The 22,394-nt window shown below is 40.5% G+C and carries 18 protein-coding genes; 10 read left to right on the top strand and 8 right to left on the bottom strand.

Translation table 11 applies throughout. The annotated features are described in order from the left end of the window. Positions 1-820: 820 nt before the first annotated feature. Both CHX27_RS10335 and CHX27_RS10330 read right to left on the bottom strand, forming a co-directional pair. Positions 821-1,582, bottom strand: coding sequence for an SIMPL domain-containing protein (locus CHX27_RS10335; protein WP_094486702.1), 762 nt, complete (start codon positions 1,580-1,582; stop codon positions 821-823). A 91-nt stretch (positions 1,583-1,673) separates the two neighbouring features. After that, positions 1,674-2,117, bottom strand: coding sequence for a nucleoside deaminase (locus CHX27_RS10330; RefSeq protein WP_094486701.1), 444 nt, complete (start codon positions 2,115-2,117; stop codon positions 1,674-1,676). 125 nt (positions 2,118-2,242) lie between these two features. Here CHX27_RS10330 and CHX27_RS10325 point away from each other — a divergent pair, with 125 nt between their 5' ends. The 5 genes from CHX27_RS10325 (at position 2,243) to CHX27_RS10305 (ending at position 11,086) form a co-directional block, all read left to right on the top strand. Next, on the top strand, positions 2,243-4,480 hold the full coding sequence (locus CHX27_RS10325) for a TonB-dependent receptor family protein (protein WP_094486700.1): 2,238 nt from the start codon (positions 2,243-2,245) through the stop codon (positions 4,478-4,480). Between the two features lie 604 nt (positions 4,481-5,084). Next, positions 5,085-8,483, top strand: coding sequence for an isoleucine--tRNA ligase (ileS, locus tag CHX27_RS10320; protein WP_094486699.1), 3,399 nt, complete (start codon positions 5,085-5,087; stop codon positions 8,481-8,483). Between the two features lie 7 nt (positions 8,484-8,490). Continuing rightward, complete coding sequence (locus CHX27_RS10315; protein WP_094486698.1) at positions 8,491-8,871, top strand: TraR/DksA family transcriptional regulator; 381 nt, start codon at positions 8,491-8,493, stop codon at positions 8,869-8,871. 133 nt (positions 8,872-9,004) lie between these two features. Further along, entirely contained in the window at positions 9,005-10,114 is a 1,110-nt protein-coding gene (locus tag CHX27_RS10310) for a YbjQ family protein (RefSeq protein WP_133063455.1), read from the top strand. A 6-nt stretch (positions 10,115-10,120) separates the two neighbouring features. After that, positions 10,121-11,086, top strand: a complete 966-nt coding sequence (locus CHX27_RS10305) for a hypothetical protein (protein ID WP_094486696.1) — start codon at positions 10,121-10,123, stop codon at positions 11,084-11,086. A gap of 13 nt (positions 11,087-11,099) precedes the next feature. Here CHX27_RS10305 and CHX27_RS10300 read toward each other — a convergent pair whose 3' ends face one another. After that, on the bottom strand, positions 11,100-11,522 hold the full coding sequence (locus tag CHX27_RS10300; RefSeq protein ID WP_094486695.1) for a hypothetical protein: 423 nt from the start codon (positions 11,520-11,522) through the stop codon (positions 11,100-11,102). Between CHX27_RS10300 and tig the strand changes: the two genes are divergently transcribed. From tig to clpX, 3 genes are all read left to right on the top strand, one after another. Beyond that, positions 11,506-12,834 carry a trigger factor gene (gene tig, locus CHX27_RS10295; RefSeq protein WP_094486694.1) on the top strand — a complete coding sequence of 443 codons (1,329 nt, stop codon included), beginning with the start codon at positions 11,506-11,508 and terminating at the stop codon, positions 12,832-12,834. The genes CHX27_RS10300 and tig overlap by 17 nt on opposite strands. A 212-nt stretch (positions 12,835-13,046) precedes the next feature. Next, positions 13,047-13,751 carry an ATP-dependent Clp endopeptidase proteolytic subunit ClpP gene (gene clpP / locus CHX27_RS10290; protein WP_094486704.1) on the top strand — a complete coding sequence of 235 codons (705 nt, stop codon included), beginning with the start codon at positions 13,047-13,049 and terminating at the stop codon, positions 13,749-13,751. 35 nt (positions 13,752-13,786) lie between these two features. Further along, positions 13,787-15,019 (top strand): ATP-dependent Clp protease ATP-binding subunit ClpX, encoded by a 1,233-nt coding sequence (gene clpX / locus CHX27_RS10285; protein WP_094486693.1) that lies wholly within the window; start codon positions 13,787-13,789, stop codon positions 15,017-15,019. Between the two features lie 96 nt (positions 15,020-15,115). On the opposite strand, the gene CHX27_RS10280 is transcribed toward clpX, so the two are convergent. Then, complete coding sequence (locus CHX27_RS10280) at positions 15,116-15,295, bottom strand: hypothetical protein (RefSeq protein WP_243388984.1); 180 nt, start codon at positions 15,293-15,295, stop codon at positions 15,116-15,118. A 123-nt stretch (positions 15,296-15,418) separates the two neighbouring features. Between CHX27_RS10280 and CHX27_RS10275 the strand changes: the two genes are divergently transcribed. Beyond that, positions 15,419-15,763, top strand: a complete 345-nt coding sequence (locus CHX27_RS10275; protein WP_094486691.1) for a helix-turn-helix transcriptional regulator — start codon at positions 15,419-15,421, stop codon at positions 15,761-15,763. A 147-nt stretch (positions 15,764-15,910) separates the two neighbouring features. On the opposite strand, the gene CHX27_RS10270 is transcribed toward CHX27_RS10275, so the two are convergent. Continuing rightward, positions 15,911-17,506, bottom strand: coding sequence for a T9SS type A sorting domain-containing protein (locus tag CHX27_RS10270; protein WP_165764499.1), 1,596 nt, complete (start codon positions 17,504-17,506; stop codon positions 15,911-15,913). 95 nt (positions 17,507-17,601) lie between these two features. Continuing rightward, positions 17,602-18,864, bottom strand: a complete 1,263-nt coding sequence (locus tag CHX27_RS10265; RefSeq protein WP_133063454.1) for a hypothetical protein — start codon at positions 18,862-18,864, stop codon at positions 17,602-17,604. A 668-nt stretch (positions 18,865-19,532) separates the two neighbouring features. Between CHX27_RS10265 and aspS the strand changes: the two genes are divergently transcribed. Continuing rightward, positions 19,533-21,281: an aspartate--tRNA ligase gene (gene aspS / locus CHX27_RS10260; protein ID WP_094486688.1), complete on the top strand. Its 1,749-nt coding sequence runs from the start codon at positions 19,533-19,535 to the stop codon at positions 21,279-21,281. A 16-nt stretch (positions 21,282-21,297) separates the two neighbouring features. On the opposite strand, the gene CHX27_RS10255 is transcribed toward aspS, so the two are convergent. Both CHX27_RS10255 and CHX27_RS10250 read right to left on the bottom strand, forming a co-directional pair. Then, entirely contained in the window at positions 21,298-21,759 is a 462-nt protein-coding gene (locus CHX27_RS10255; RefSeq protein WP_094486687.1) for a helix-turn-helix transcriptional regulator, read from the bottom strand. Next, on the bottom strand, positions 21,746-22,069 hold the full coding sequence (locus CHX27_RS10250; protein WP_207758956.1) for a hypothetical protein: 324 nt from the start codon (positions 22,067-22,069) through the stop codon (positions 21,746-21,748). The genes CHX27_RS10255 and CHX27_RS10250 overlap by 14 nt, the downstream gene beginning before the upstream one ends. Between the last annotated feature and the right edge of the window lie 325 nt (positions 22,070-22,394).

The raw sequence follows: 22,394 nt of genomic DNA, 5'->3' as shown, positions 1-22,394 counted from the left end.
TTGAATACGCTACGTGCTGAGCAACAAGTGTTGTTGATTCAGATCACCACTACAGACAAGTCGGTTGTGACCAAGAAATTTGGTTACTAAGACAAGTTTCTGATAAAGCAAAGAAGCGCGGTCGAAAGGCCGCGCTTTTTTTATGCACGTTTTTCNACGTGCTGAGCAACAAGTGTTGTTGATTCAGATCACCACTACAGACAAGTCGGTTGTGACCAAGAAATTTGGTTACTAAGACAAGGTTCTGATAAAGCAAAGAAGCGCGGTCGAAAGGCCGCGCTTTTTTTATGCACGTTTTTCTGGAAAAGTTTTTAGATGACGTTGAAATGTGGGAACGATTTTCTGCGTAAGGGACGGCAGCGGAAAGCTTGTTCAAATGGAGCTTTAGTGCTTGCGCTTTGATTTGGCGACCGCAGGAAGCCAAGAGCAAAGCTTGCAAGCGCTTAGCTCTTTTTGGACAACTTGGAGCGAACGGCGCGACCCCGCAAGGTGAAATATACGCGTAAGGATGCAAAAGCGGGGATACGCCCAAATAAGTTTTAATTCTATGTGCGTTGATTTCTTTCTTTCGAACAGTAGCTTTTTTGAGGAAGTGGTAATCGGGAGTATAAACGTAATTTAAATACAATAAAAAACCCCTTTTCTTGGGGAAAAGAGGTTTTCATTATTAAAAAATTTAAAACTAAAAAGTAGTAGCGATATCAATTTTGGGAACTGATAAAACCGTGGTAAATGTATTAATTTATAATGAATCTTATGTTTAATTGCAAAAAAGTTTGTGCCGATTTTTATGTACAATTTTTTATTCCTTTCTTTTTGCTTAGTCGAGCTCATATTCTAAACGCACGGTTATACGAGCCGTTTTGTTTTTTGAATACGTATCGTTAATTCCGCCGTAACTATCTTCCTCGGTGCTGCCTTGCCCTGTAATTTGAAATACGCCGAGTGTGGCCCGTTTCATTTTACCCAGATCGCCATTACCTGTTTCAACTATTTTTTCGGCGCGTTCGCGAGCGTCCTTTGTTGCGCTTTCAATAAGGCTCTGTTTTAGTCCAGGAAGTTTGGAGTAGGTGTATTGAACCGAGTTTGAACTTAATTCAACGCCACTATTAATTAGCTCCGAGGTTTTATTGGAAACCTGTTCGATGCGTTTCATTAAATCTGGGTTGTTTTTAGCCGAAAATACAATTGTTTGACGCGCTTCATAACCGTCGAAAACTTGAGTGTACTGATTTTGATAGGTGTTATTTGGATTTTCAATTCGTACTTCCCGAAACTTCTTTTCGAAGCTTATTGCTCCAAACGAAAACTCATTACTCTTGAATCCTTTTCCAATGAAGAAATTGGAAACTGTTTTTTGGTCGCTTGTAATTTTGTTATAAGCTGTTTTGATATCCGGCGAGTTGGTAGTAAAACTTGCCGACCATAAAATTTCATCAGAAACAAAGTCTTTTGCTCCCAATCCGATGACAGAAATACTGTCTTCGTTCGCATTTCGATTCCGGAACGAACTGCCCAAAATAGCAGCAGTGGCAATCATGGCCACACCGATGATAGCCGTACTTAAAATTCGTTTATCCATTTGATAAAGTTTTGGTTAGGTGTTAGTAAAACGCTAATTTTTCAAGTTACGTATAGCGAACATCGCGCCAAAATCTTCTAGGGAATTGAATTTAATTTCTTTTTTTTCGAAAAAAATCGAGTAGCAATTGCGATGCCTCAAATGCTAGTGGTCCGCTCGAAACTGTCGTTCTCGGATGCAACTGCGCTCCCATTGCTCGGTAGCCCCGCTTGCTGTCTTCTGCAGCATACACTATCCGTGAAATCTGACTCCAATACAATGCGCCTGCACACATTTGGCAAGGTTCTAAGGTTACGTACAGCGTACAGCCCGTCAAGTATTTTCCACCTAAATAATTGGCAGCAGCAGTTATCGCTTGCATTTCAGCGTGTGCGGTAACATCGTTGAGCAGTTCGGTTAAATTGTGGCCTCGGGCAATTATGGTGTTTTTGGTAACAATGACAGCACCAACCGGAATCTCGTCTCGGTCATAAGCTTGCCGTGCCTCAAATAAGGCCTGACGCATAAAATGTTCGTCGTCAAAAACTTCAATCATGCTTTTCTCGTAAGTAGGTACTAAAGTATAGACGTCCGTTGATTAACAACGGAAAAATTTTTGCTAAAAAGCTTATTTTTATTTTGTCTAAATAAATTAGGCTGCTATTTTTGCACTCAAATTCTATGAAATTGAAAACTCTCGCTGTATTCTCCGCCTTTTTGTTCTCTGTCGCTGCATTTAGTCAAGATTCCGATCTTGCTTTAAGCGATACCATTAAGCAGCTCGATAACGTAATTATTGAAACCACAACAAATACAGGCCGTATTATCGGACCAAAAGACAACATCATCTACAACGGAAAGAAATCTGAAGTATATGTTGTTTCTAATTTGACAGCAAATACAGCTAATAATAATGTTCGCCAATCTCTAATAAAAGCGCCAGGTTTACAAATTTGGGAGAACGACGGCAGTGGAGTACAAGTAAACATCGGCGCGCGTGGCTTAAGCCCAAATCGCAGTTGGGAATTCAACGTACGTCAGAACGGTTACGATATTTCATCAGACGTTTTTGGCTATCCAGAAGCCTATTACAATCCGCCGCTCGAAGCCGTTGAGCGTATCGAGTTCGTGCGCGGTGGTGCTTCTCTTCAATTCGGACCCCAATTTGGTGGCACAGTCAATTACATCTTGAAGAAGAATCACGACAAACCTTTTTCATTTACAACCTCAAACACTATTGGATCTTATGGTTTATTGAGTTCGTTTAACATGATCAGCGGAAAAGTAGGCAAGTTTACGTACACTGCTTATAACCAATCGCGTAGTGGTAACGGCTGGCGCGATAACAACCGTTTTAACGTTCGAAATTCGCATATCAATTTGGGTTACGAGTTTAACGACAAGCACAAACTGCTTTTCGAATATACCAACATGAATTACGTGGTGCAACAGCCGGGAGGTTTAACCGACGAGCAGTTCCGAACAGATGCGCAACAAAGTGCACGCAAACGTAATTGGTTCAACGTGCCGTGGAATGTTTTCGCGCTGAAATATAACATTGCTATAAACGAGTCTTTCTCCATTAACAACACATTGTTTGGTTTGATTGGCGAACGTAATAGCGTCGGAAACACCGAACAAATAACAAATCCAGATGTTGTCGATCCAGCTACAAACGATTTTAAAAACCGTCGTCTTGACCGCGATTATTACGCAAACATCGGTCTTGAATCGCGTGCCTTGTACAAATACCAACTTTTCAACCTTACTCAAAACCTAGCTTTCGGCGCTCGTGTGTACAACGCAAATACCGTTCGTAAGCAAAACGGACGCGGAACAACAGGCTTCGATTTCGATTTAACTGAAGTGGGCAACTACACCCGACGTCTTCATTTTAAAACCAATAACATCGCTTTATTTGCTGAGAATACATTTTCATTCACAGATAAACTTCGCGTAACACCCGGCGTACGTATGGAATATGTTGAAAATGTAGCAGTTGGACTATTTGCTGTAAATCAAGGCAATGGCGTTTATTTGCCAGAACAGCGAAACAACCGCAACTTTTTCTTGGCTGGAGTAGGAGTAGAGTACGACGTTACCAAGCGCATTCAAGCATACGGAAACATTTCGCAATCGTACCGTCCGGTTTTGTTTGGCGATCTAACCCCACCGGCAACAACCGATGTAGTCGATGAAAATCTAAAAGATGCTTCGGGCTACAACGTCGATCTGGGTGTTCGTGGAAAAATCCTTAAGTTCTTCACTGCCGATGTGAGCTATTTTTATATGCGTTACAACGATCGTATTGGTGTAGTATCGCAATTTGTAGACAACAATCCAGCAAACGGTACCTTCCAGTTCAGAACTAATTTAGGTTCGAGCATTCACAAAGGTGTAGAATCGTCTTTAGACCTTAACGTTACCGAAGCATTCAAGCTTGCCGAACGTTTCGGAACGCTAAACATCTTCGGAACACTGTCTTGGATTAGCGCACGTTACAACGATTTCCGAGTAACTTCAACCACAGGAACGGGACCAAACGTAACGATTACCGAAACCAATTTGTCGGGCAATCGCGTAGAAAATGCACCGAGATATATTCATACCATCGGATTAACTTACACCAAATCGGGTTTTACTTTCTCGACTTCAGGCCGTTTCAATTCTGCAGTGTACACCGATGCACAAAATACGCTTGCACCTTCAGCAAATGGCAATGTGGGTAAACTCGATAAATACCAAGTTTTCGATGTGTCTCTGGCGTATAATTTCCTGAAAAAGTACACGGTTACCGCAGGTGCCTCGAACTTCACCGACGAAACATATGCAACGCGTCGCGCAGGAGGTTATCCCGGACCTGGTATTTTGCCTGGCGAAGGACGCACTTTTTACCTGGCCTTAACCGCCAGCTTCTAGAACTTTCAAAGTAAGATCACATATTTGGTGTGTAGATAATTGATTGTTTCTGATTTATTAGGGCGCGCCGGCAAACTATTCGTCGCTTCGCAAAGATAGTGCACGCCGTCACGTGTTCCGCTAAATCTTTTTGGCGATACAGTAGTGGAAATCCTGCGGCGCCAAAAAGGATATCGCTGCACCCGTTCGCGCGACATACGTTATCCAAAAATCGATCGCTTTTTAGCGACCGTATCAACTTTGCATTTTTTAAAACGTAATATTGCAATATTACCGCGCATAAAAAACTGAAAATAAATATTTTATCAAATTATTTTCCTCGCAAAATTCCGCTTACAAACATTAATTTCCGTTACTTTTTTGACAACGATTGCCGCAGCCGCGATTGCAGCAAATTAGCCGTTGCCGAAAAACGCTGCGCAAGTGCCAAATGCAGCCCGCGACCCACAGAAGCGGGTTGCGTTTGTGCCACTTGCCGGCGTTTGAGGTGGCGCTAATGCGAAAAGCGCGAAATGCTGCCTAAAAAACAATTAAAACCTTTTAAATCGTCGGGCAAGCGGTTGCAAAAATCCTTACTTTCGCAAATTATTTTTATTTACGGGAGATGAGCAAGAATTTTGCTGTTTACGAAGGACTTAACCTAACCGAAATTGCCGAGCAGACGCTGGAATTCTGGAAGTCGGAGGCGGTTTTTGAAAAGAGTGTAACCAATAGAAACGGAGCGCAACCTTATGTGTTTTTTGAAGGTCCGCCGAGCGCCAATGGTCTGCCGGGAATTCACCACGTGATGTCGCGCGCGCTGAAAGATATTTTTTGCCGCTACCAAACCCAAAAAGGCAAGCAAGTAGAGCGTAAAGCCGGCTGGGACACACACGGATTGCCCGTAGAATTGGGAACCGAAAAAGAACTCGGCATCACGAAAGAAGATATCGGAAAATCGATTTCCATTGAAGAATACAACGAAGCGTGTAAACGCACTGTGATGCGCTACACCGACGTATGGAATTCGCTTACCGAAAAAATGGGCTATTGGGTAGACATGGAAAACCCATACGTAACCTACGAACCCAAATACATGGAATCGGTTTGGTGGTTGCTCAAACAAATTTACGATAAAGGCCTCATTTACAAAGGCTATACCATACAGCCGTATTCGCCAAAAGCCGGAACCGGACTCAGCTCACACGAAGTCAACCAACCGGGAAGTTATCGCGATGTTACCGATACAACCGTTGTGGCGCAGTTTAAAGCCTTGCCCGAAACACTTCCGGCCGCCTTTCAAGGTTTTGGCGATGTGTATTTCTTGGCTTGGACCACCACGCCGTGGACGCTTCCGAGCAATACCGCACTTACCGTTGGGCCGAAAATCAATTACGCATTAGTTGAAACCTACAACCTCTACACCTTCGAAAAAATTGTTGTGGTTTTGGCAGAGAATTTAATTGGAAAACAATTTGGCAAGAATTTTACCGAAACCGACGAAGCCGGAATAGCTGCCTACGAAGCCGGTGCTAAAGTAATTCCTTTCCGAATTCTAGCGAAGTTAACAGGTGCCGAATTGGTTGGTGTGCGCTACGAACAACTCTTGCAATATGCGCTTCCTGCGGAAAATCCGGAAAACGCATTCCGTGTTATTTCGGGCGATTTTGTGACCACCGAAGACGGTACCGGAATTGTACATACGGCTCCTACGTTTGGTGCCGATGATGCCAAGGCCGCCAAAGAAGCCAAACCTGAAGTACCACCTATGTTGGTGCACGACGACTTTGGAAATTTAGTGCCTTTGGTAGATTTACAAGGCCGTTTTACCAAACATGTGGGTCCGTTTGCCGGAAAGTACGTTAAAAACGAATATTACGACGATGCCGACCGTCCGGAACGCAGCGTAGATGTTGAAATTGCGATCCTTCTTAAAGAACAAAATCGCGCGTTTAAGGTTGAAAAATACGTACACAGTTATCCACACTCGTGGCGAACCGATGAACCTTTGTTGTACTATCCGCTCGATTCGTGGTTTATAAAAATGACCGACGTTAAAGAGCGTATGTTCGACTTAAACGAAACCATAAACTGGAAACCAAAAGCAACCGGAGAAGGTCGTTTTGGTAATTGGCTGAAAAACGCAAACGATTGGAACTTATCGCGTTCGCGGTATTGGGGAATTCCGTTGCCTATTTGGCGCACCGACGACGGCAGCGAAGTAAAAGTAATTGGCAGCGTGGCCGAACTCGTATCGGAAGTGCAACGCGCAATAGATGCCGGCGTAATGACCGCACAGCCGTTTGAAGGTTTTGTGCCCAACGATTTCTCGGAAGAGAACTACGCAAAAGTAGATTTACATAAAAATGTTGTCGACCGTATTGTATTGGTTTCGGATTCGGGCAAGGCAATGAAACGCGAAGCCGATTTGATTGACGTTTGGTTTGATTCGGGAGCCATGCCTTATGCGCAATGGCATTATCCGTTTGAAAATAAAGAGAAAATCGATGGAAATACATCGTTTCCAGCTGATTTCATCGCGGAGGGTGTCGATCAGACCCGCGGTTGGTTTTACACCTTACACGCCATCGGGACTTTGGTTTTCGATTCGGTTGCCTACAAAAATGTGGTTTCGAACGGCTTGGTTTTAGATAAGAATGGTCAGAAAATGTCGAAACGTTTAGGCAATGCTGTCGACCCATTTTTAACGATACAAGAACACGGGCCGGATGCTACGCGTTGGTACATGATTTCCAATGCGAATCCATGGGACAATTTAAAATTTGATTCAGACGGCATTACCGAAGTGCGTCGCAAGTTTTTTGGCACCTTGTTTAATACGTATTCGTTTTTTGCTTTGTATGCGAATATCGATGGTTTTGCTTACGCAGAAGAAAACGTACCGCTGGAACAACGTCCGGAAATTGATCGTTGGATCTTGTCGGAATTGCATACGTTAATCGCTGAGGTTGATGCCGCTTACGCAGATTACGAACCCACGAAAGCTGCGCGTTTGATTTCGGATTTTGTACAAGAAAACTTGTCGAATTGGTACGTGCGTTTGTGCCGACGCCGATTCTGGAAAGGCGAATACGCTACCGATAAAATTGCCGCTTACCAAACGCTGTACGATTGTTTGCTAACCGTAACCCAATTGATGGCGCCAATTGCACCGTTTTTTAGCGATGCGTTGTACCGCAATTTAACAGCGAATGTGGCAAAATCGAAACAAATTAGTGTGCACTTAACCGACTTTCCGGTGAGCGTTGAAAAGTTTGTTGATAAATCGCTTGAAGCGAAAATGGCCAAAGCACAGACGATTTCGTCGTTGGTACTTTCGCTGCGCAAGAAAGAGATGATCAAAGTGCGTCAGCCCCTACAAAAACTAATGATTCCGATTACGGATGCGACCCAAAAAGCACAAATTGAGGCGGTTTCAGACCTGATAAAAGCGGAGGTAAATGTAAAGGAAATCCTACTTTTAGAGGATGCGTCCGACATCTTAATCAAGCAAATTAAGCCGAATTTCAAGACTTTAGGGCCGAAGTTTGGCAAGGATATGAATTTGATAGTCAAAGAGATACAAAAATTCGATGCACAAAAAATTGCACAAATCGAAAAAGAGGGTTCTCTGACGCTTGATTTATCGGGAAATTCAATAATTTTAACACTAGATGATGTTGAGATTCTGTCTCAGGATATCGAAGGTTGGTTAGTAGCTTCCGACAAGGGAACTACGGTAGCACTCGATATTACGATCTCCGAAAGTTTGAAACAAGAAGGTATTGCACGCGAATTGGTAAACCGAATCCAAAATCTTAGAAAAGACAGCGGATTTGAAGTTACCGATAAGATTTCGGTACAGCTTTTGTTACATTCCGAGCTGGAGGCAGCTGTGGAAGCAAACAAAGGGTATATACAAACGGAAACCTTAAGCAAGTCGATTACTTTTGTTTCGGACATGAACGGCGGTACTGAAATAGAATTCGATCACATCAAAACCCAGATATTAATTTCTAAATAGATAGAAAATGGTAGAAGAAGTAGTAAGATATTCAGATGCAGATCTTGCTGAGTTTAAAGAAATTATCTTGAAGAAAATTCAAAAGGCTCAGGCTGATTTAGATTTGATCAAGAGTGCGTACATGAACGACTTAAACAACGGTACAGACGATACATCGCCCACTTTTAAAGCTTTCGAAGAAGGTTCAGAAACCATGTCGAAAGAAGCAAATTCGCAGTTAGCGATTCGACAGGAAAAATTTATTCGCGATTTGAAAAACGCGCTTTTCCGTGTCGAAAACAAAACCTACGGCGTTTGCAAAGTAACGGGCAAGCTCATCAGCAAAGAACGTTTGAAAATTGTTCCGCACGCTACAATGAGTATCGAAGCAAAAAATATGCAGCGTTAAATACAATAGCGCTAATTGATACAACCCAAAAACCGCGGCAAGTGTCGCGGTTTTTTAGTTTAATTATTTATTTTTTGCATATCTTTATAACGCTATAAAAATTAGTTTTTTCCGTGTCTAACTATTTGATTAATTGATTAAAGAAATGCTCAGTAATGAAGTCTTAGTTGTAACTACTTCTAATATTGCCCCGTTAGAAATAAGTAAATATGTAAAACCAATTTCTGCACACATAGTTGTGGGAACAAATTTCTTTAGTGACTTTCTTGGAGGATTAACAGATGTTTTTGGCGGTAAGTCTGCAACTTATCAGAAGAAATTAGCGGGTCTATATAATGAAGCTATCGTTGTTTTGCAAAATAGAGCTAAAGAAGCTGGTGCTAATTGTATTGTAGGTTTGAGTATTGATGTAGATGAAATATCTGGAAAGGGAAAATCAATGTTCATGATAACGGCAATTGGTACCGCGGTAGTTATTGAAAAACAGAAATCGGCGACAGTTTCAGAAAGTGAAAGAACTTATTCGTCTGAATTTCTTAGTTATGATTTCATACAAACAAAAATAAAAGAAAAGCAGTTTTTAGAAAAAGCCGAAGCTGGGAGTTTAACATTTGATGATGAAACTTGGGATTTTATAATTTCTAATAAAATCGAAAAAATGTTTCCTTACATTATCGCTCATTATTCAGATGTAATTGGAAATAAGAGTACTATGCCTGAGGCTTTTACAAAATTCGATTTAAATTTTCAATCCTTTGTAAATTGCTTAGACGAAGAAAAAAGGCACATATTGATATATCAAGCAATACAAGCAAACTACAGTCAAAATTTGAAGAATTACTTAGTTTCCGTAATCAAAAAGTTGTCACTATTTAATTTTAAAAATGTTCAAGATTTGCTAAAAAGCGAAGATTTTAAAATTCAGAAAATTGGACTAAGAGTCGCAATTTGCGACAAACCGTTTTATAATAGAAGCGATATCGACGAATTTGAGCTACTAAAGATGTTAATAGAGAAGTCCTTTCTACCACGTGGTGAAATATCTGTGAAAAAGCAATTGCTAACTTCAAAAGAAAAAGAAGTTTGGAATTGTGAGTGCGGAAATAAGAACAACGAAATTGACGATTATTGTTCAAGTTGTAATTTAGATATATATGGCTTTTATCAAAGCGAAACCAAACCAAATAACGCATTGAGGTTAATTGACGAGAAGATAGCAGTTATTTGCACTTTTATAAAATAGTTATCTATGTCGAGTGATGGTAAAAGTTTATTTGAAGAGTGCGATAATTTAAGCTATTCTTGCGAAGGTGGAAAACTTGTTCATGCTATACACTTTAAGAATAACCCGCAACAATATGATAAATTTTTGGTGTGTCTAGATTCAATTGAAGATGCACAAACAGCTATTGATGAATATGTTAAGCTGCCATTAGATGTATTTAATGCAAGAACCACTCTAAATTTTTATGGTTTATTACAGGCAATTTATCTACAACAAGACGCTCTTTTTGGTTTATATAAATGTATACTGCGAAAAGCTGATTTAACTCAAAAGAATTTTTTTGAAATATTTGAAATCGACCTCAATGAGCACAGAGAAGCAAGGAATGATATTGCAGGTCACCCAACCAATAGGAAGGGAGGAAAAGCGTTTTATTTTTTAGATCGTTTCAACACCTCTAAATACAGTATTAATTACTACGAGTATAGCGAAGATCAAATCTCGCAATTTACTATAGATGTTCAGAAAATGATAGACAATCAAAAGCACTTTGCATGTAGAGTGATAAAAGAAGTTAATATTGAGATTAAGAAAAATGTTGTGCAATACAAAAATAAATTTAATGATATGCAATTAAAAAGTTTACTTGATGGATACAGTAGAGTTTTAAATCAAATTGAAAATGGTAACTCAGATTATGATCGACATAGCCAAGCTGATGGAGCGCTAAAGACTATTGAACAAATTTTACAAGAAATAGAAGATAGTATTAAAGCTAGATATTTTGGAGAGCTAGAGTATAATTCTCGTGAAATTTTAGTGAATTTGAAGTTGATTTTACATCGCTTGAAAAACCTTTACAATGAAGGTAGGTTACTAAATAATGTTGATGGAAAGCTCTTTTTGATTCTATTTCGAAAGCTCTTTGAAGATTTAGAAGTAGCCTTAGAAAATATTGATAATGAATTTCAACTTGATGATGAAAATTGAAATATTTGTCTTGCTACGATGAGTATCGAAGCAAAAATATGCAGCGATAGTTGAACTGTTTTTGATTAAAAAAATTATAAAATCCGTTTCGTAACATGAAGCGGATTTTTTTTGCTTTATGGAAACGGCTTTTGTGCACGATTTTCCCGCGTGAAGGACTGTAGCGAAAAGCGTTTGCAGTGGATTGGGACAAGCGGCGCGGTTGCGCGGGCGACCAGCGGAAGCCCGAGCCGCCGCAGCCGCTTGCCCAATACACAAAAACCTTGCAGCGGAAGGCCTGACCGGCGGCTTTTTGCGGCAGCGCCATCGGCCGAACGGAAAAAGCTGCGGGGCACGCCCAAAAAAATAAACCAGCTGCTAAAACAGGCTGATTTTTACTTACTTTTGCACTCCAATTTTTAATAGCAAATTTACTCAGTATGGAGATTACACGCATACCGCAAGAAGCTTTAACGGAAACGATAAAAATTGATGTGCAAGCATCTGAATACAACGGGCAGGTGAAGAAGCGCCTCAACGAAACTGCAGCAGTTGCCGCTATTAAAGGTTTTAGAAAAGGAAAAGTGCCGCGCGCCATTATTGATAAGATGTACGGCAAGTCGATAAAAGTAGAAGAAGTGGTGAAATTGGTTGACCAAGAGTTGAATCGCTTTTTGCAAAAAGAACAAATTAATATGTTGGGTAACCCGATTATGCGTAACCCAAGCAGCATTAACTGGGACAGCGAAGATCTTACGTTTGAATACGAAATTGGTTTAGCTCCTGAATTTACGGTAGATTTCTCAGGAACATCGAACCTTACGAAATACACCATTAAACTAGACGATGCCTTTTTAAACGAGCAAGTAGCCCGGATTCGCAAGCAGTTTGGCGAGCGCACTCCAGCTGAAACGGTAGCAAACGACAGCGAATTGCGCGTGACGTTTAGCAATGAAGAGGCCGGAATTTCGAACCAAACAAATATTAGCTTAGATGCTTTTGCAAATGCCGAAGTTGTAGCTTCTTTTATAGGAAACAAAGTAGGCGATGTTGTTGAAGTTCCGACAAAAGGTTTGTTTGACGACGACCACAAATTGATGGATTTCTTGAAAGTGAGCCACGATCAGGTACACGGATTAGATGTGGTGGTAGACGCGACTATTGAGTCGATTAGCGCCATTACCGACGCCACTTTAGACCAAGAATTTTTTGATCGTTTGTTTGGAGCCGATCAAGTACATGACGAGGAGGAAATGAAGGTGAAGATTAAAGAAGATGCCGCGCAGCAATACGCCCGTCAGACAGAATCGCAGTACGTAAAGGACGTGACCAAATATTTGATCGAAAACACGAAATTTGATTTACCAGAAGCATTTTTAATTAAGTGGTTGGCGCAATCGAACGATCGTAATTTGTCGTTAGAAGAAGCTGCCGAAGAATACAAGCGCAGTGAAAACGGATTGCGTTACCAATTGATTGAAGGAAAAATGCTTTCGCAGAACAACATTCAGGTAACGTTTGATGATATAAAAGATTTTGCATCGGCGATTATCCGTCAGCAAATGGCACAATTTGGCAATGCCAACCCAACAGATGAAGAGGTTAACGGTATTGTGATGCGTATTTTAAGCAACCAAGAAGAAGTGCGTCGGGTTTCGGAACAAGTTGTAGCGCAGAAGATTAGTGCTTTGTTTGCTGAAAAAACTACGCCAAAACAACAGGAAATTTCGTACGAAGATTTCATTAAAGTGATGTACGGCGAAAACTAATTTTGAAGCAGTAAAACAATAAAGATAAAGTCCCGGTTTGCAGAAATCGGGATTTTTTGTTGGGTAAGTGCAGTAAATAATTACTAAACTTTTGCCAAATCTGCGACCATTTGTCAGTTTCTGCATCTATGTACTGACATTATCTTAAATTTGGGTGCCATTAGAGTTTAGGTATAATATTGGCTATCATCAAAAATCAAAGATTACTCATTATGAATTACGGAAAAGACCCAAAGGCAATGCTTGAACAAGCGAAGCATTTTAGAAAATATGCCACAAAGCATCATGGTGTGAATGCGTTGTATTTCGACAAGATAACCGCAGCGATGACGCCAACCAACATGACGCCTTATATTATTGAAGAGCGACAGTTAAACGTATCGCAACTCGACGTGTTTTCGCGTTTAATGATGGACCGCATCATCTTTTTAGGAACGGGCATCGACGATCAAATTGCGAATATCGTACAAGCGCAGTTGTTGTTTTTAGAAAGTGCCGATGCTTCGAAAGATATTCAGATTTACATTAACTCGCCAGGAGGCAGTGTGTATGCTGGTTTAGGAATTTACGATACCATGCAATACATTAAACCAGACGTAGCTACAATTTGTACCGGTATGGCGGCGTCGATGGGTGCAGTTTTGCTTTGCGCTGGTGCCGATGGAAAACGTTCGGCTTTACCGCATTCGCGCGTGATGATTCACCAACCTTCGGGAGGCGCACAAGGTGTGGCAACAGATATGGAAATTAACTTGCGAGAAATGCTCAAGTTGAAAGAAGAGTTGTACAATATTATTGCACATCACTCAAAGCAACCGTACGAGCGTGTTTACAAAGACAGCGAGCGTGATTACTGGATGAAAGCCGATGAAGCCAAAGAATACGGCATGATCGACGAGGTATTGCGCCGCAATTAATAATTATCGGAGCCACGGCTCCCAAAAAGAAATTTATGCCAAAAGAAGTATTAGAATGTTCGTTTTGTGGACGGAAAAAGCCTGAAACCAATTTATTGATTGCAGGAATTTCTGGCCACATTTGCGATCGATGCATAGAGCAAGCGCATGGCATTGTTGTGGAAGAACTGCGCATGAACACCGGCTTACAGTCGTTGCAAGGTTTGCAGTTGCGAAAACCGAAGGAAATTAGAGCGTATTTAGACGAGTACGTTATCGGGCAAGAACAAACCAAGAAAGTGCTTTCGGTAGCGGTTTATAATCACTACAAGCGTTTGATGCAAGGAAAAGACGACGATGATATTGAGATTGAAAAATCGAATATTATCATGGTTGGGCAAACCGGTACCGGTAAAACTTTGGTTGCAAAAACCATTGCCAAATTGTTAGATGTGCCTTTGGCTATTGTTGACGCTACTGTTTTAACGGAAGCAGGTTACGTGGGCGAAGACGTGGAGAGTATCTTAACTCGATTGTTGCAGGCAGCCGATTACGACGTGGCTAAAGCCGAACGCGGAATTGTTTTTATAGATGAAATCGATAAGATTGCTCGCAAGAGCGATAACCCGTCGATTACCCGCGATGTGTCTGGCGAAGGCGTGCAGCAAGCTTTGTTGAAGTTGTTGGAAGGAACCGTGGTGAACGTGCCGCCTAAAGGAGGACGTAAGCATCCGGACCAAAAATTTGTGGAAGTAAACACACAAAATATCTTGTTTATAGCTGGTGGTGCTTTCGACGGTATTGAACGCATAATTAGCAAACGTTTGAACCGCCAAGCGATTGGTTACAGCAATACTGCCAACAAATCGACGATTGATAAAGAGAACTTGTTACAATACGTTATTCCGAAAGACGTAAAAGATTTTGGTTTGATTCCGGAAATCATAGGTCGATTGCCCGTTTTAACGCACATGGATCCGTTAGATCGAGCTACGTTACGCGCCATTTTAACGCAACCTAAGAATGCCTTGATCAAGCAATATACCAAGCTTTTTGCCATGGATGAGGTAAGTTTTAGCATTAGCGACGACGCCTTAGATTTTATTGTTGATAAGGCATTGGATTACAAATTGGGTGCTCGTGGATTGCGTAGTTTGTGTGAAGCGATTCTGACAGATGCGATGTACGATTTACCGTCGTCGTCGGAAAATGTGTTGGAAGTTGATTTAGACTATGCACGCGAGTCGCTGAGCAAGAATTTGCTGAAGCGCCTGGAAATTGCTTCGTAGCGAATACTGTAGGTATGAAATAGAAAAAAGCCGACGTAAGTCGGCTTTCCCAATCAACCACGACTCCAAAAAAGGAGTTGTTTTATAAAACGCTTTTCAAGATTGAGGAGCGTTTTTTCTTTTTTTAATGAATTCGGCGATCATTTTTTTACGTGTACCGACGATGAGTTCCATGGCCCGTTTCGCCTCTTTATCACCACGTAGAAAGCGCATTTTAGCTGCTTCGGTATTAATTCGAAGCATTTCTCCGAGGATCGCGTAGTCTCCATAGCGCATTAACTTTTTAATTTGTTCGAATGTCATAACATCGGAAAAATCTACTAACTTTATACGTCGTCAATACAAATATAAACAAATATCTAAATATTTGAACAACGTTCTAAAATATTTAATTTTTAGATGAAGGAAAAGCCTATACAGCGTATAAAGAAGATAATTGAAGCCTACCGTTTATCGGTTAGTGCGTTTGAGAAGCGTTGTAATATGAGTAACAACTCGATTCAGGTCGCTATTAAGCGCAATGCGAATGTTAAAGATGAGACGTTGATAAATATTTTGGAGGCATTTCCGGACATATCGCCCTCTTGGTTATTAACGGGAACGGGGACTATGTACAAATCGGAAAGCTCGATTGTTGCGGAAGATCCGATTACCTTTCACGGTGTAGATCCGCAGTACGTGATTCAAATTCAGAAAGATTATATCGATAAGTTGAAGGAGGAAATTCGGGAATTGAAGAAATAAGATTTTTTGTCGGAATCTTGAGTTGGTATTTATTTGGATAAATCGTTGTAGGTAGGATAAAGTAGTACCGTTTTAAATCTTCGAACAGTTCCATAAAAAAACCAGCCGATTGTTCAGCTGGTTTGCTTCGTCTTAATTGTTAAAACGTTATTCTTTTACGAATTTGAAGGTCTGCGTTTTTCCTTTCGATTCTAAAGTTAAAATATACATTCCGTTGCTTAGGTGTCGGACGTCAATTTGGTTTGCCGAATTTTCGATTTCGCTGAGTTTTTTTCCGGTTAGATCGAAGATCGTTGCTTTCGAACTTGTTTCCGTTCCATTTTCAATGTACAAGTATTCGGTCGTTGGGTTTGGAATTATTTGGAGCGAATTTTTGATTGATTCTGCTGAATTCAAGGTGTCTGCAGAGAGTTTAACAATCCAGAAATTAGCATAGGGTTCTGGGATATTTGTAGAAACGTCGCCGTCGGTAGAGTAAGTTTCGCCTGCCACAATATAGCCATTATCGGTTGTTTTAACTAGGGAAGAAGCTAGATCATACCAACCGCCTCCGTAATTTTTCTCCCAAAGAATATCACCTTGCTGGTTTATCTTAAGGATCCATACATCCCAGGTTCCGTTTGTTTCGCTTACGTCGCCATCTTCAACACTAGAATATCCAGCCACTACATAATTGCCATCGCTGTCAATTAAAATTGAATGAGCTTCATCGTTGCCAGTACTACCATAGCATTTTTGCCATTCGATATTTCCCGAAGAATCAAGCTTTACAATCCAATAGTCTGACAAGTATCCATTTTGCACTTCGCTAAAGTGATTTCCAGTCACATCTAAATCATTTGAACTTGTATATCCGCAAACGATAAAACCGCCGTCGGGTGTTTGTTTTACGTCTGTTGCTAAATCATCTGCGCTACCACCGTAAATTTTATCCCATAAGAAGTTCCCATTGCTGTCGAGTTTTGCTATCCAGTAGTCGAATCCCATGGTTGGATCCGCAAAATAGTTTATCGTTGTATTTCCTACTGCTATAGCTCCCCCTCCTGATGTGGGTGCGATAGCTTCAAATTTATCATGATAACCATATCCTAAAGCAGTTTTGCTGAGAATTTGCCCGTTTTGGTTCATTCTAACGATCAAACCATCGGTGTAAGATAGTCCGCCATTAACGTACATATAACCTGAAACGGCTAAAAACAAATCGCCTGTATCATTTAACATTAAATCTTGCGCTCCCCATGCAGGTTCCAGATTTAAAAAGGAAGCGGTAAGTGTCTTACTCCAAACCACATCGCCAGTTGGTGTCAATTTTAAGCACCACGCTGCTCCAGCTACGCTATCATCGTAGCTTAAATTGGCATCTCCATCAGTTGAAGTAGTTTCACCGAGTACGTAGTAAAAGCTATCGTTCCCTTGCACGACAGACTTTAATGTATCATAACTACTTCCGCCATATGTTCTTTTCCATTCTATTTCACCTGCAGCGTTAAATTTTACGACCCAACCGTCCCAAGTGTTGGATTGATTGCCTTCTTCGTCGGTATATAAATGATTTCCAGTGACATCGTAATCATTTGATTTCGTTGCACCGACAGCAAGATAACCGCCGTCTGAGGTTTGAATTACTTTTGTTGCGGAATCTTCACCTGTTCCACCTAGGCTTTTTTGCCAGGTAATAGTGGGTTCTTGGGCGAGAGCAACGCCTAGGTAAAATAGAAAAAAGGGTAGTACTGTTTTTTTCATGAGAGTTGTGATGTTTGGATTTAAATTAATTTTTAGAATTTGTTGTATTAACCTTTGAATTTCAATATTGTTGGGTGTGCATGTTTGATTTAAACTTATTGGCGTACAACTTTTAACCATTGAATGGAACCAAGTCTAAAGCATTCAATACAGTATTTTTCACTTATATCAAAATCACCATTCATTCCGACTAATGAAGTAAAAAGGTATGACAAAATGCCTTGCTTATTTTCAATTTTTTCGTTAGCAGCGAATTCTTTAACGACCTTCTCATAATAGTATCCTTTTTCTTCACTGAACTTCTGTTGGATTCCTATGATTTTAATTGGAAAGTTACAGTTATTGCCTAGTGCAACTGTTGTGGTTGGATTGTAATCAGTGTCGGTACCCGCATAGCTTCCATCGGACACATACACTTTCCGCGTATATTCTACATCGACACCAAAGTCTTGATTTCTGCTGAAACAATCTCTGCACTCTTTTGGGTGTTTTTTCTTTATCTCTGCCAGTAAAGCTTGAATTTGTTTTTCGCTTTTCTCCATAAAATCTTTTCTTGCCTTTTTAGCTGCAATTTCATCGGCGATTATTTTCTCTGCTTTACTCGGACTCATTTCGTTTAAGATTTGGTAATTATTTAATAGAAAACGATACGAAACACCAAGAAGTTTTCCCAAATTCGATTTGTAACTTTCAATAACAAGGTCCATGGTAATGTCTCCATCAGTATTTGAAGACAATGTAACTCTGCCTTCCCAGCCACCTTCTTGATATTTATTCCCAGCACATTTTTTGTCCACTCTTTTCAAATTTTCAATTTTTGTAAAATTTGAAACTTTGAATGTTTGAGGTTTTGACGAGATGATAGCCGCTTCGTCTATTTCAATGTCTGCATAACAATCACATGTTTCCGTAGTACCAAACATCAGTACAGCCTTTCCTTGATAATCGCCTATGGCAAAGGTTCCACGTTGACTCTTTAGCGCCGCAGTTGGATTAATATAATCTTCATACGGAGTTACGATTTGGGCTTGATACGTTATGAATTTCCACTTTGGTTCGAAGCCGGAAGGATATTTCCCCGCTACATCAATGTATAAATTACCTGCGATCGCAAACCTCGTATCTTTGTCAGAAGCCTTTGGAAAGCCTTTGTTTTGATTTACTTTAATTTTTTTTAGGATAGATTTTTCATGAGATCCTCCCGCAGCATCATTAACTGCATCGGAAACTTCTTTTGCTTGCTTTTTAAAAAAGCTTCCTATTTTTCCTGTAGGTTTAATATTAACCTTCGGAATTTGTCCCACTGCTAGCAGTGGCGACATTGAGATGAGGAGTAAAAGTGCAATCCGTTTTTTCATGAGGAATTGAATTTTAAAGTTCTGCTATGGTTTTACTATTTAACTTAAGCGTTTATTTGTTTTCTTCACACATTTTACGCTTAATTGTATACTACTAAAACAAAGTAATTGACCTGGTTTTTTTCAAAATTATAATTGTTTTGTGTTCGCGAATTATCTTTAAGCTATGAAAATGTGATATCGATAACAAGATGTTTCAGATACACGATTCAAGAAGTCTTCTATCGTTGTTCTTTTGTTGTAACAAATTACATATCAATTTTATAGTAAAAAAAGCAATAACAGAAAATTTCAAAAACTATCTTATCATACTCTAAAAGTAGATATTTAAATTAAATCTAAATCGATTTTTCTATGTAGTATTTTTACTACAATTCAAGCAGTCTTTTAACCGTTATTTTTAGTTCCCTTTTTCGAACGGTGTATACTTACATTGTTCACGTTTTTCTTGGATGAAGGTATTTCCGGGCGAGGGATTGCAGCCGGTACCCCACAGTTGCCAAAAGGAATTTTGGCAACGAGGAGTAAAGGCGAAAAGCCCGACCTGCCCGTTTCATAGATTTCCACTACTCGCGGGCAGGACGCCCCCAAAAGAAAAAAAAGATTCGGGCCACGACACACCTAAAAACAGCAGTCTTTTCTCTAAATTTGCAGCCAAATTTTTAAGCATGTACAGAACGCATACCTGTGGTGAATTAAGCCTGCAACACGTTAACCAAACCGTAACTTTAGCCGGTTGGGTGCAGAAATCGAGAGACAAAGGATTTATGAATTGGGTCGATTTGCGCGATCGTTACGGCATCACGCAATTGGTTTTTGATGAGAGTCGGACTGATGCACAGGTATTTGCTTTGGCGAAAACCCTCGGACGTGAATTCGTAATTCAAGCTACAGGCACGGTTATCGAACGCGAAGCCAAAAATCCGAATATGCCCACAGGCGACATCGAATTGTTGGTTACTGAACTGCGCATTTTAAACGCATCGATTACACCGCCGTTTACTATTGAAGATGAAACCGACGGTGGAGAAGACATTCGGATGAAGTTTCGTTACCTTGATATTCGTCGAAATCCGGTAAAAAACAGTTTGCTGTTTCGCCACAAAGTAACTATGGAAGTGCGTAATTACTTGTCGGCCAAAGGATTTTGCGAAGTGGAAACACCGTATTTGATTAAATCGACTCCCGAAGGTGCGCGCGATTTTGTGGTGCCAAGTCGGATGAATCCCGGGCAATTTTATGCCTTACCGCAATCGCCGCAAACCTTTAAACAGTTGTTGATGGTGGGCGGTATGGACAAGTACTTTCAGATTGTGAAGTGTTTTAGAGACGAGGATTTACGTGCCGACAGACAGCCGGAATTCACACAAATTGACTGTGAAATGGCGTTTGTGGAACAAGAAGATATTTTGAATGTTTTTGAAGGATTAACGCGTCATTTGTTGAAAGAAATCAAAGGAATTGACGTAGCTGAATTTCCGCGTATGACCTACGATTACGCGATGAAAACCTACGGAAACGACAAGCCAGATATTCGTTTTGGTATGAAATTCGGCGAGCTTAACGCCGTAGCGCAACACAAAGAGTTTGGCGTATTTAATTCGGCGGAATTAGTGGTTGGGATTGCTGCGCCGAATTGCGGAGAATTGAGTCGTAAGGAAATAGATGCGTTAATAGAATGGGTGAAACGTCCGCAGATTGGCGCCTCGGGTATGGTTTACGTGAAATGCAATGCCGACGGTACGTTTAAATCGAGCGTGGATAAATTTTACGATCAAGCCGATTTACAGCAATGGGCGGTGGCAACAGGTGCTCAGGCTGGCGATATGATTTTTATACTTTCGGGCAAGGCCGATAAAACGCGTTCGCAACTTTCGGCGTTACGTATGGAGTTAGCTACTCGATTAGGTTTGCGTAAGCCCGATGAGTTTGCGCCGCTTTGGGTGGTCGATTTTCCGTTGTTGGAATTGGATGAAGAAACGGGTCGTTACCATGCGATGCACCATCCGTTTACTTCGCCTAAGCCCGAAGATATTGCGTTGTTGGCAACCGAGCCGGGTAAAGTACGCGCCAATGCCTACGATATGGTTTTGAACGGAAACGAAATTGGCGGCGGATCGATTCGAATTCACGACAAAGCCACACAAGCTTTAATGTTTAAATATCTGGGCTTTACCGAAGAAGAAGCTTACAACCAATTTGGTTTCTTGATGGATGCGTTTCAATACGGAGCGCCGCCACACGGAGGTTTAGCGTTTGGTTTAGACAGATTGGTGGCCATTTTAGGTGGTCAGGAAACCATTCGCGATTTTATTGCGTTTCCTAAAAATAATGCCGGTCGCGATGTAATGATCGACGCACCTGCTGTTATCGATGAAAAACAGCTTAAGGAGTTGGCGATTGAGGTGAAAGTTTAGAGTTTCGCGATTAATTTTAAAGGATATTGCGGTAACTGTATTTTTGATAGTCGGCAATTTTTCCATTTGCTCTTTTCATTTCAAGTAGCTCGTTTTTGACTTGTATGCTGTACCAATGTTCAGGTTTTGTGTTTGAAAAGGCACTAAGCTTTAAGGCTATTTCCGGATTTAGTTTTCTTTCGCCTGTTAGATATTTGTGCAAATTACTGTCTTGGATTTCGAAATGATCAGCCAACTTCTTTTTTGTTATCTTAAGAACTTTTAGGTACATTTTTACAAAATCTAGAATCTGTAAGACCGTGTCGGTTTCTTGCTCGTTTTGAATATAATCTTCTAGTTTATATTGAATAGCTAGAAGCTTATTTGTTAGTATTTCTTCTTCAGACTGCTTTGCAGATTCTAGATCAATGAATTTTTTTAAATCGCTTTTCTTTTTAGCGTTATAAATTTCATCCAATTTAATTTCAGTAGTTTTCATAATTAAAATTTAGAAATTCATCAATTAATTTCTTTCCTCCTGCCGGGGGAATTACCATGGTTGTCTCGCCAAATTTCAGAGCACCATATTTCTTGGAATAATTTGCCATTAACTTAATCTCATTTTCTTTTTCTGCTTCTATAACATCAAAAGCGAGCCAACCTTTATAATGATCTGAAGCATGCATAAAGCTTAGTCGGCAGGCAAAAGCAATAAGGCATGCAGCAACATTTTCGTATTGCTTTTCCTTTCCGAAATTATGCGGAGCAACTTCAATAAAAGCCATATATGGTTCCTTTTTATCTTTCATTTCAAAAGTTAAACATCCTTCAATTTGGTTCGGTGTTTCTTCCCTTACGAGTACAAAGATTNCGGCGCTACGTTATTTCCACTATGCGTTCGCCGGAAAGATACAGCGAATGGCGCGACGGCGGTTCAGCGAAACGTTTGCGAAGCGCTACCATTGCACCGCCGGCACCCCCAAATAAAAACAGGGCTTTAGATTCGAACAATTGATAAGATGGGATTTTTTAATCGAGCTGAGGTTTTAAGAAGTATTGTGATTAATTTTTTAAAGCAGCTCAACCCATGCTAAATTGGTGTATATTTACACCACTAAACGTTTGAATTATGGC

The sequence above is a fragment of the Flavobacterium aurantiibacter genome, from assembly GCF_002251775.1.
GTDB classification, from domain to species: Bacteria; Bacteroidota; Bacteroidia; order Flavobacteriales; family Flavobacteriaceae; genus Flavobacterium; species Flavobacterium aurantiibacter.
Note: the sequence above shows the minus strand (reverse complement) of the source record. Positions and strands in the feature narration are given on the sequence as shown.

Bases quoted from the DNA above. Each gene is read 5' to 3' on its own strand.
- clpP (WP_094486704.1), top strand. From the start codon at position 13,047: ATGAATTACGGAAAAGACCCAAAGGCAATGCTTGAACAAGCGAAGCAT.
- CHX27_RS10315 (WP_094486698.1), top strand. From the start codon at position 8,491: ATGGTAGAAGAAGTAGTAAGATATTCAGATGCAGATCTTGCTGAGTTT.
- aspS (WP_094486688.1), top strand. From the start codon at position 19,533: ATGTACAGAACGCATACCTGTGGTGAATTAAGCCTGCAACACGTTAAC.
- CHX27_RS10325 (WP_094486700.1), top strand. From the start codon at position 2,243: ATGAAATTGAAAACTCTCGCTGTATTCTCCGCCTTTTTGTTCTCTGTC.
- tig (WP_094486694.1), top strand. From the start codon at position 11,506: ATGGAGATTACACGCATACCGCAAGAAGCTTTAACGGAAACGATAAAA.
- clpX (WP_094486693.1), top strand. From the start codon at position 13,787: ATGCCAAAAGAAGTATTAGAATGTTCGTTTTGTGGACGGAAAAAGCCT.
- CHX27_RS10270 (WP_165764499.1), bottom strand. From the start codon at position 17,506: ATGAAAAAAACAGTACTACCCTTTTTTCTATTTTACCTAGGCGTTGCT.
- ileS (WP_094486699.1), top strand. From the start codon at position 5,085: ATGAGCAAGAATTTTGCTGTTTACGAAGGACTTAACCTAACCGAAATT.
- CHX27_RS10250 (WP_207758956.1), bottom strand. From the start codon at position 22,069: ATGAAAGATAAAAAGGAACCATATATGGCTTTTATTGAAGTTGCTCCG.
- CHX27_RS10330 (WP_094486701.1), bottom strand. From the start codon at position 2,117: ATGATTGAAGTTTTTGACGACGAACATTTTATGCGTCAGGCCTTATTT.
- CHX27_RS10280 (WP_243388984.1), bottom strand. From the start codon at position 15,295: ATGCGCTATGGAGACTACGCGATCCTCGGAGAAATGCTTCGAATTAAT.
- CHX27_RS10265 (WP_133063454.1), bottom strand. From the start codon at position 18,864: ATGAAAAAACGGATTGCACTTTTACTCCTCATCTCAATGTCGCCACTG.
- CHX27_RS10255 (WP_094486687.1), bottom strand. From the start codon at position 21,759: ATGAAAACTACTGAAATTAAATTGGATGAAATTTATAACGCTAAAAAG.
- CHX27_RS10305 (WP_094486696.1), top strand. From the start codon at position 10,121: ATGTCGAGTGATGGTAAAAGTTTATTTGAAGAGTGCGATAATTTAAGC.
- CHX27_RS10335 (WP_094486702.1), bottom strand. From the start codon at position 1,582: ATGGATAAACGAATTTTAAGTACGGCTATCATCGGTGTGGCCATGATT.
- CHX27_RS10300 (WP_094486695.1), bottom strand. From the start codon at position 11,522: ATGCGTGTAATCTCCATACTGAGTAAATTTGCTATTAAAAATTGGAGT.
- CHX27_RS10275 (WP_094486691.1), top strand. From the start codon at position 15,419: ATGAAGGAAAAGCCTATACAGCGTATAAAGAAGATAATTGAAGCCTAC.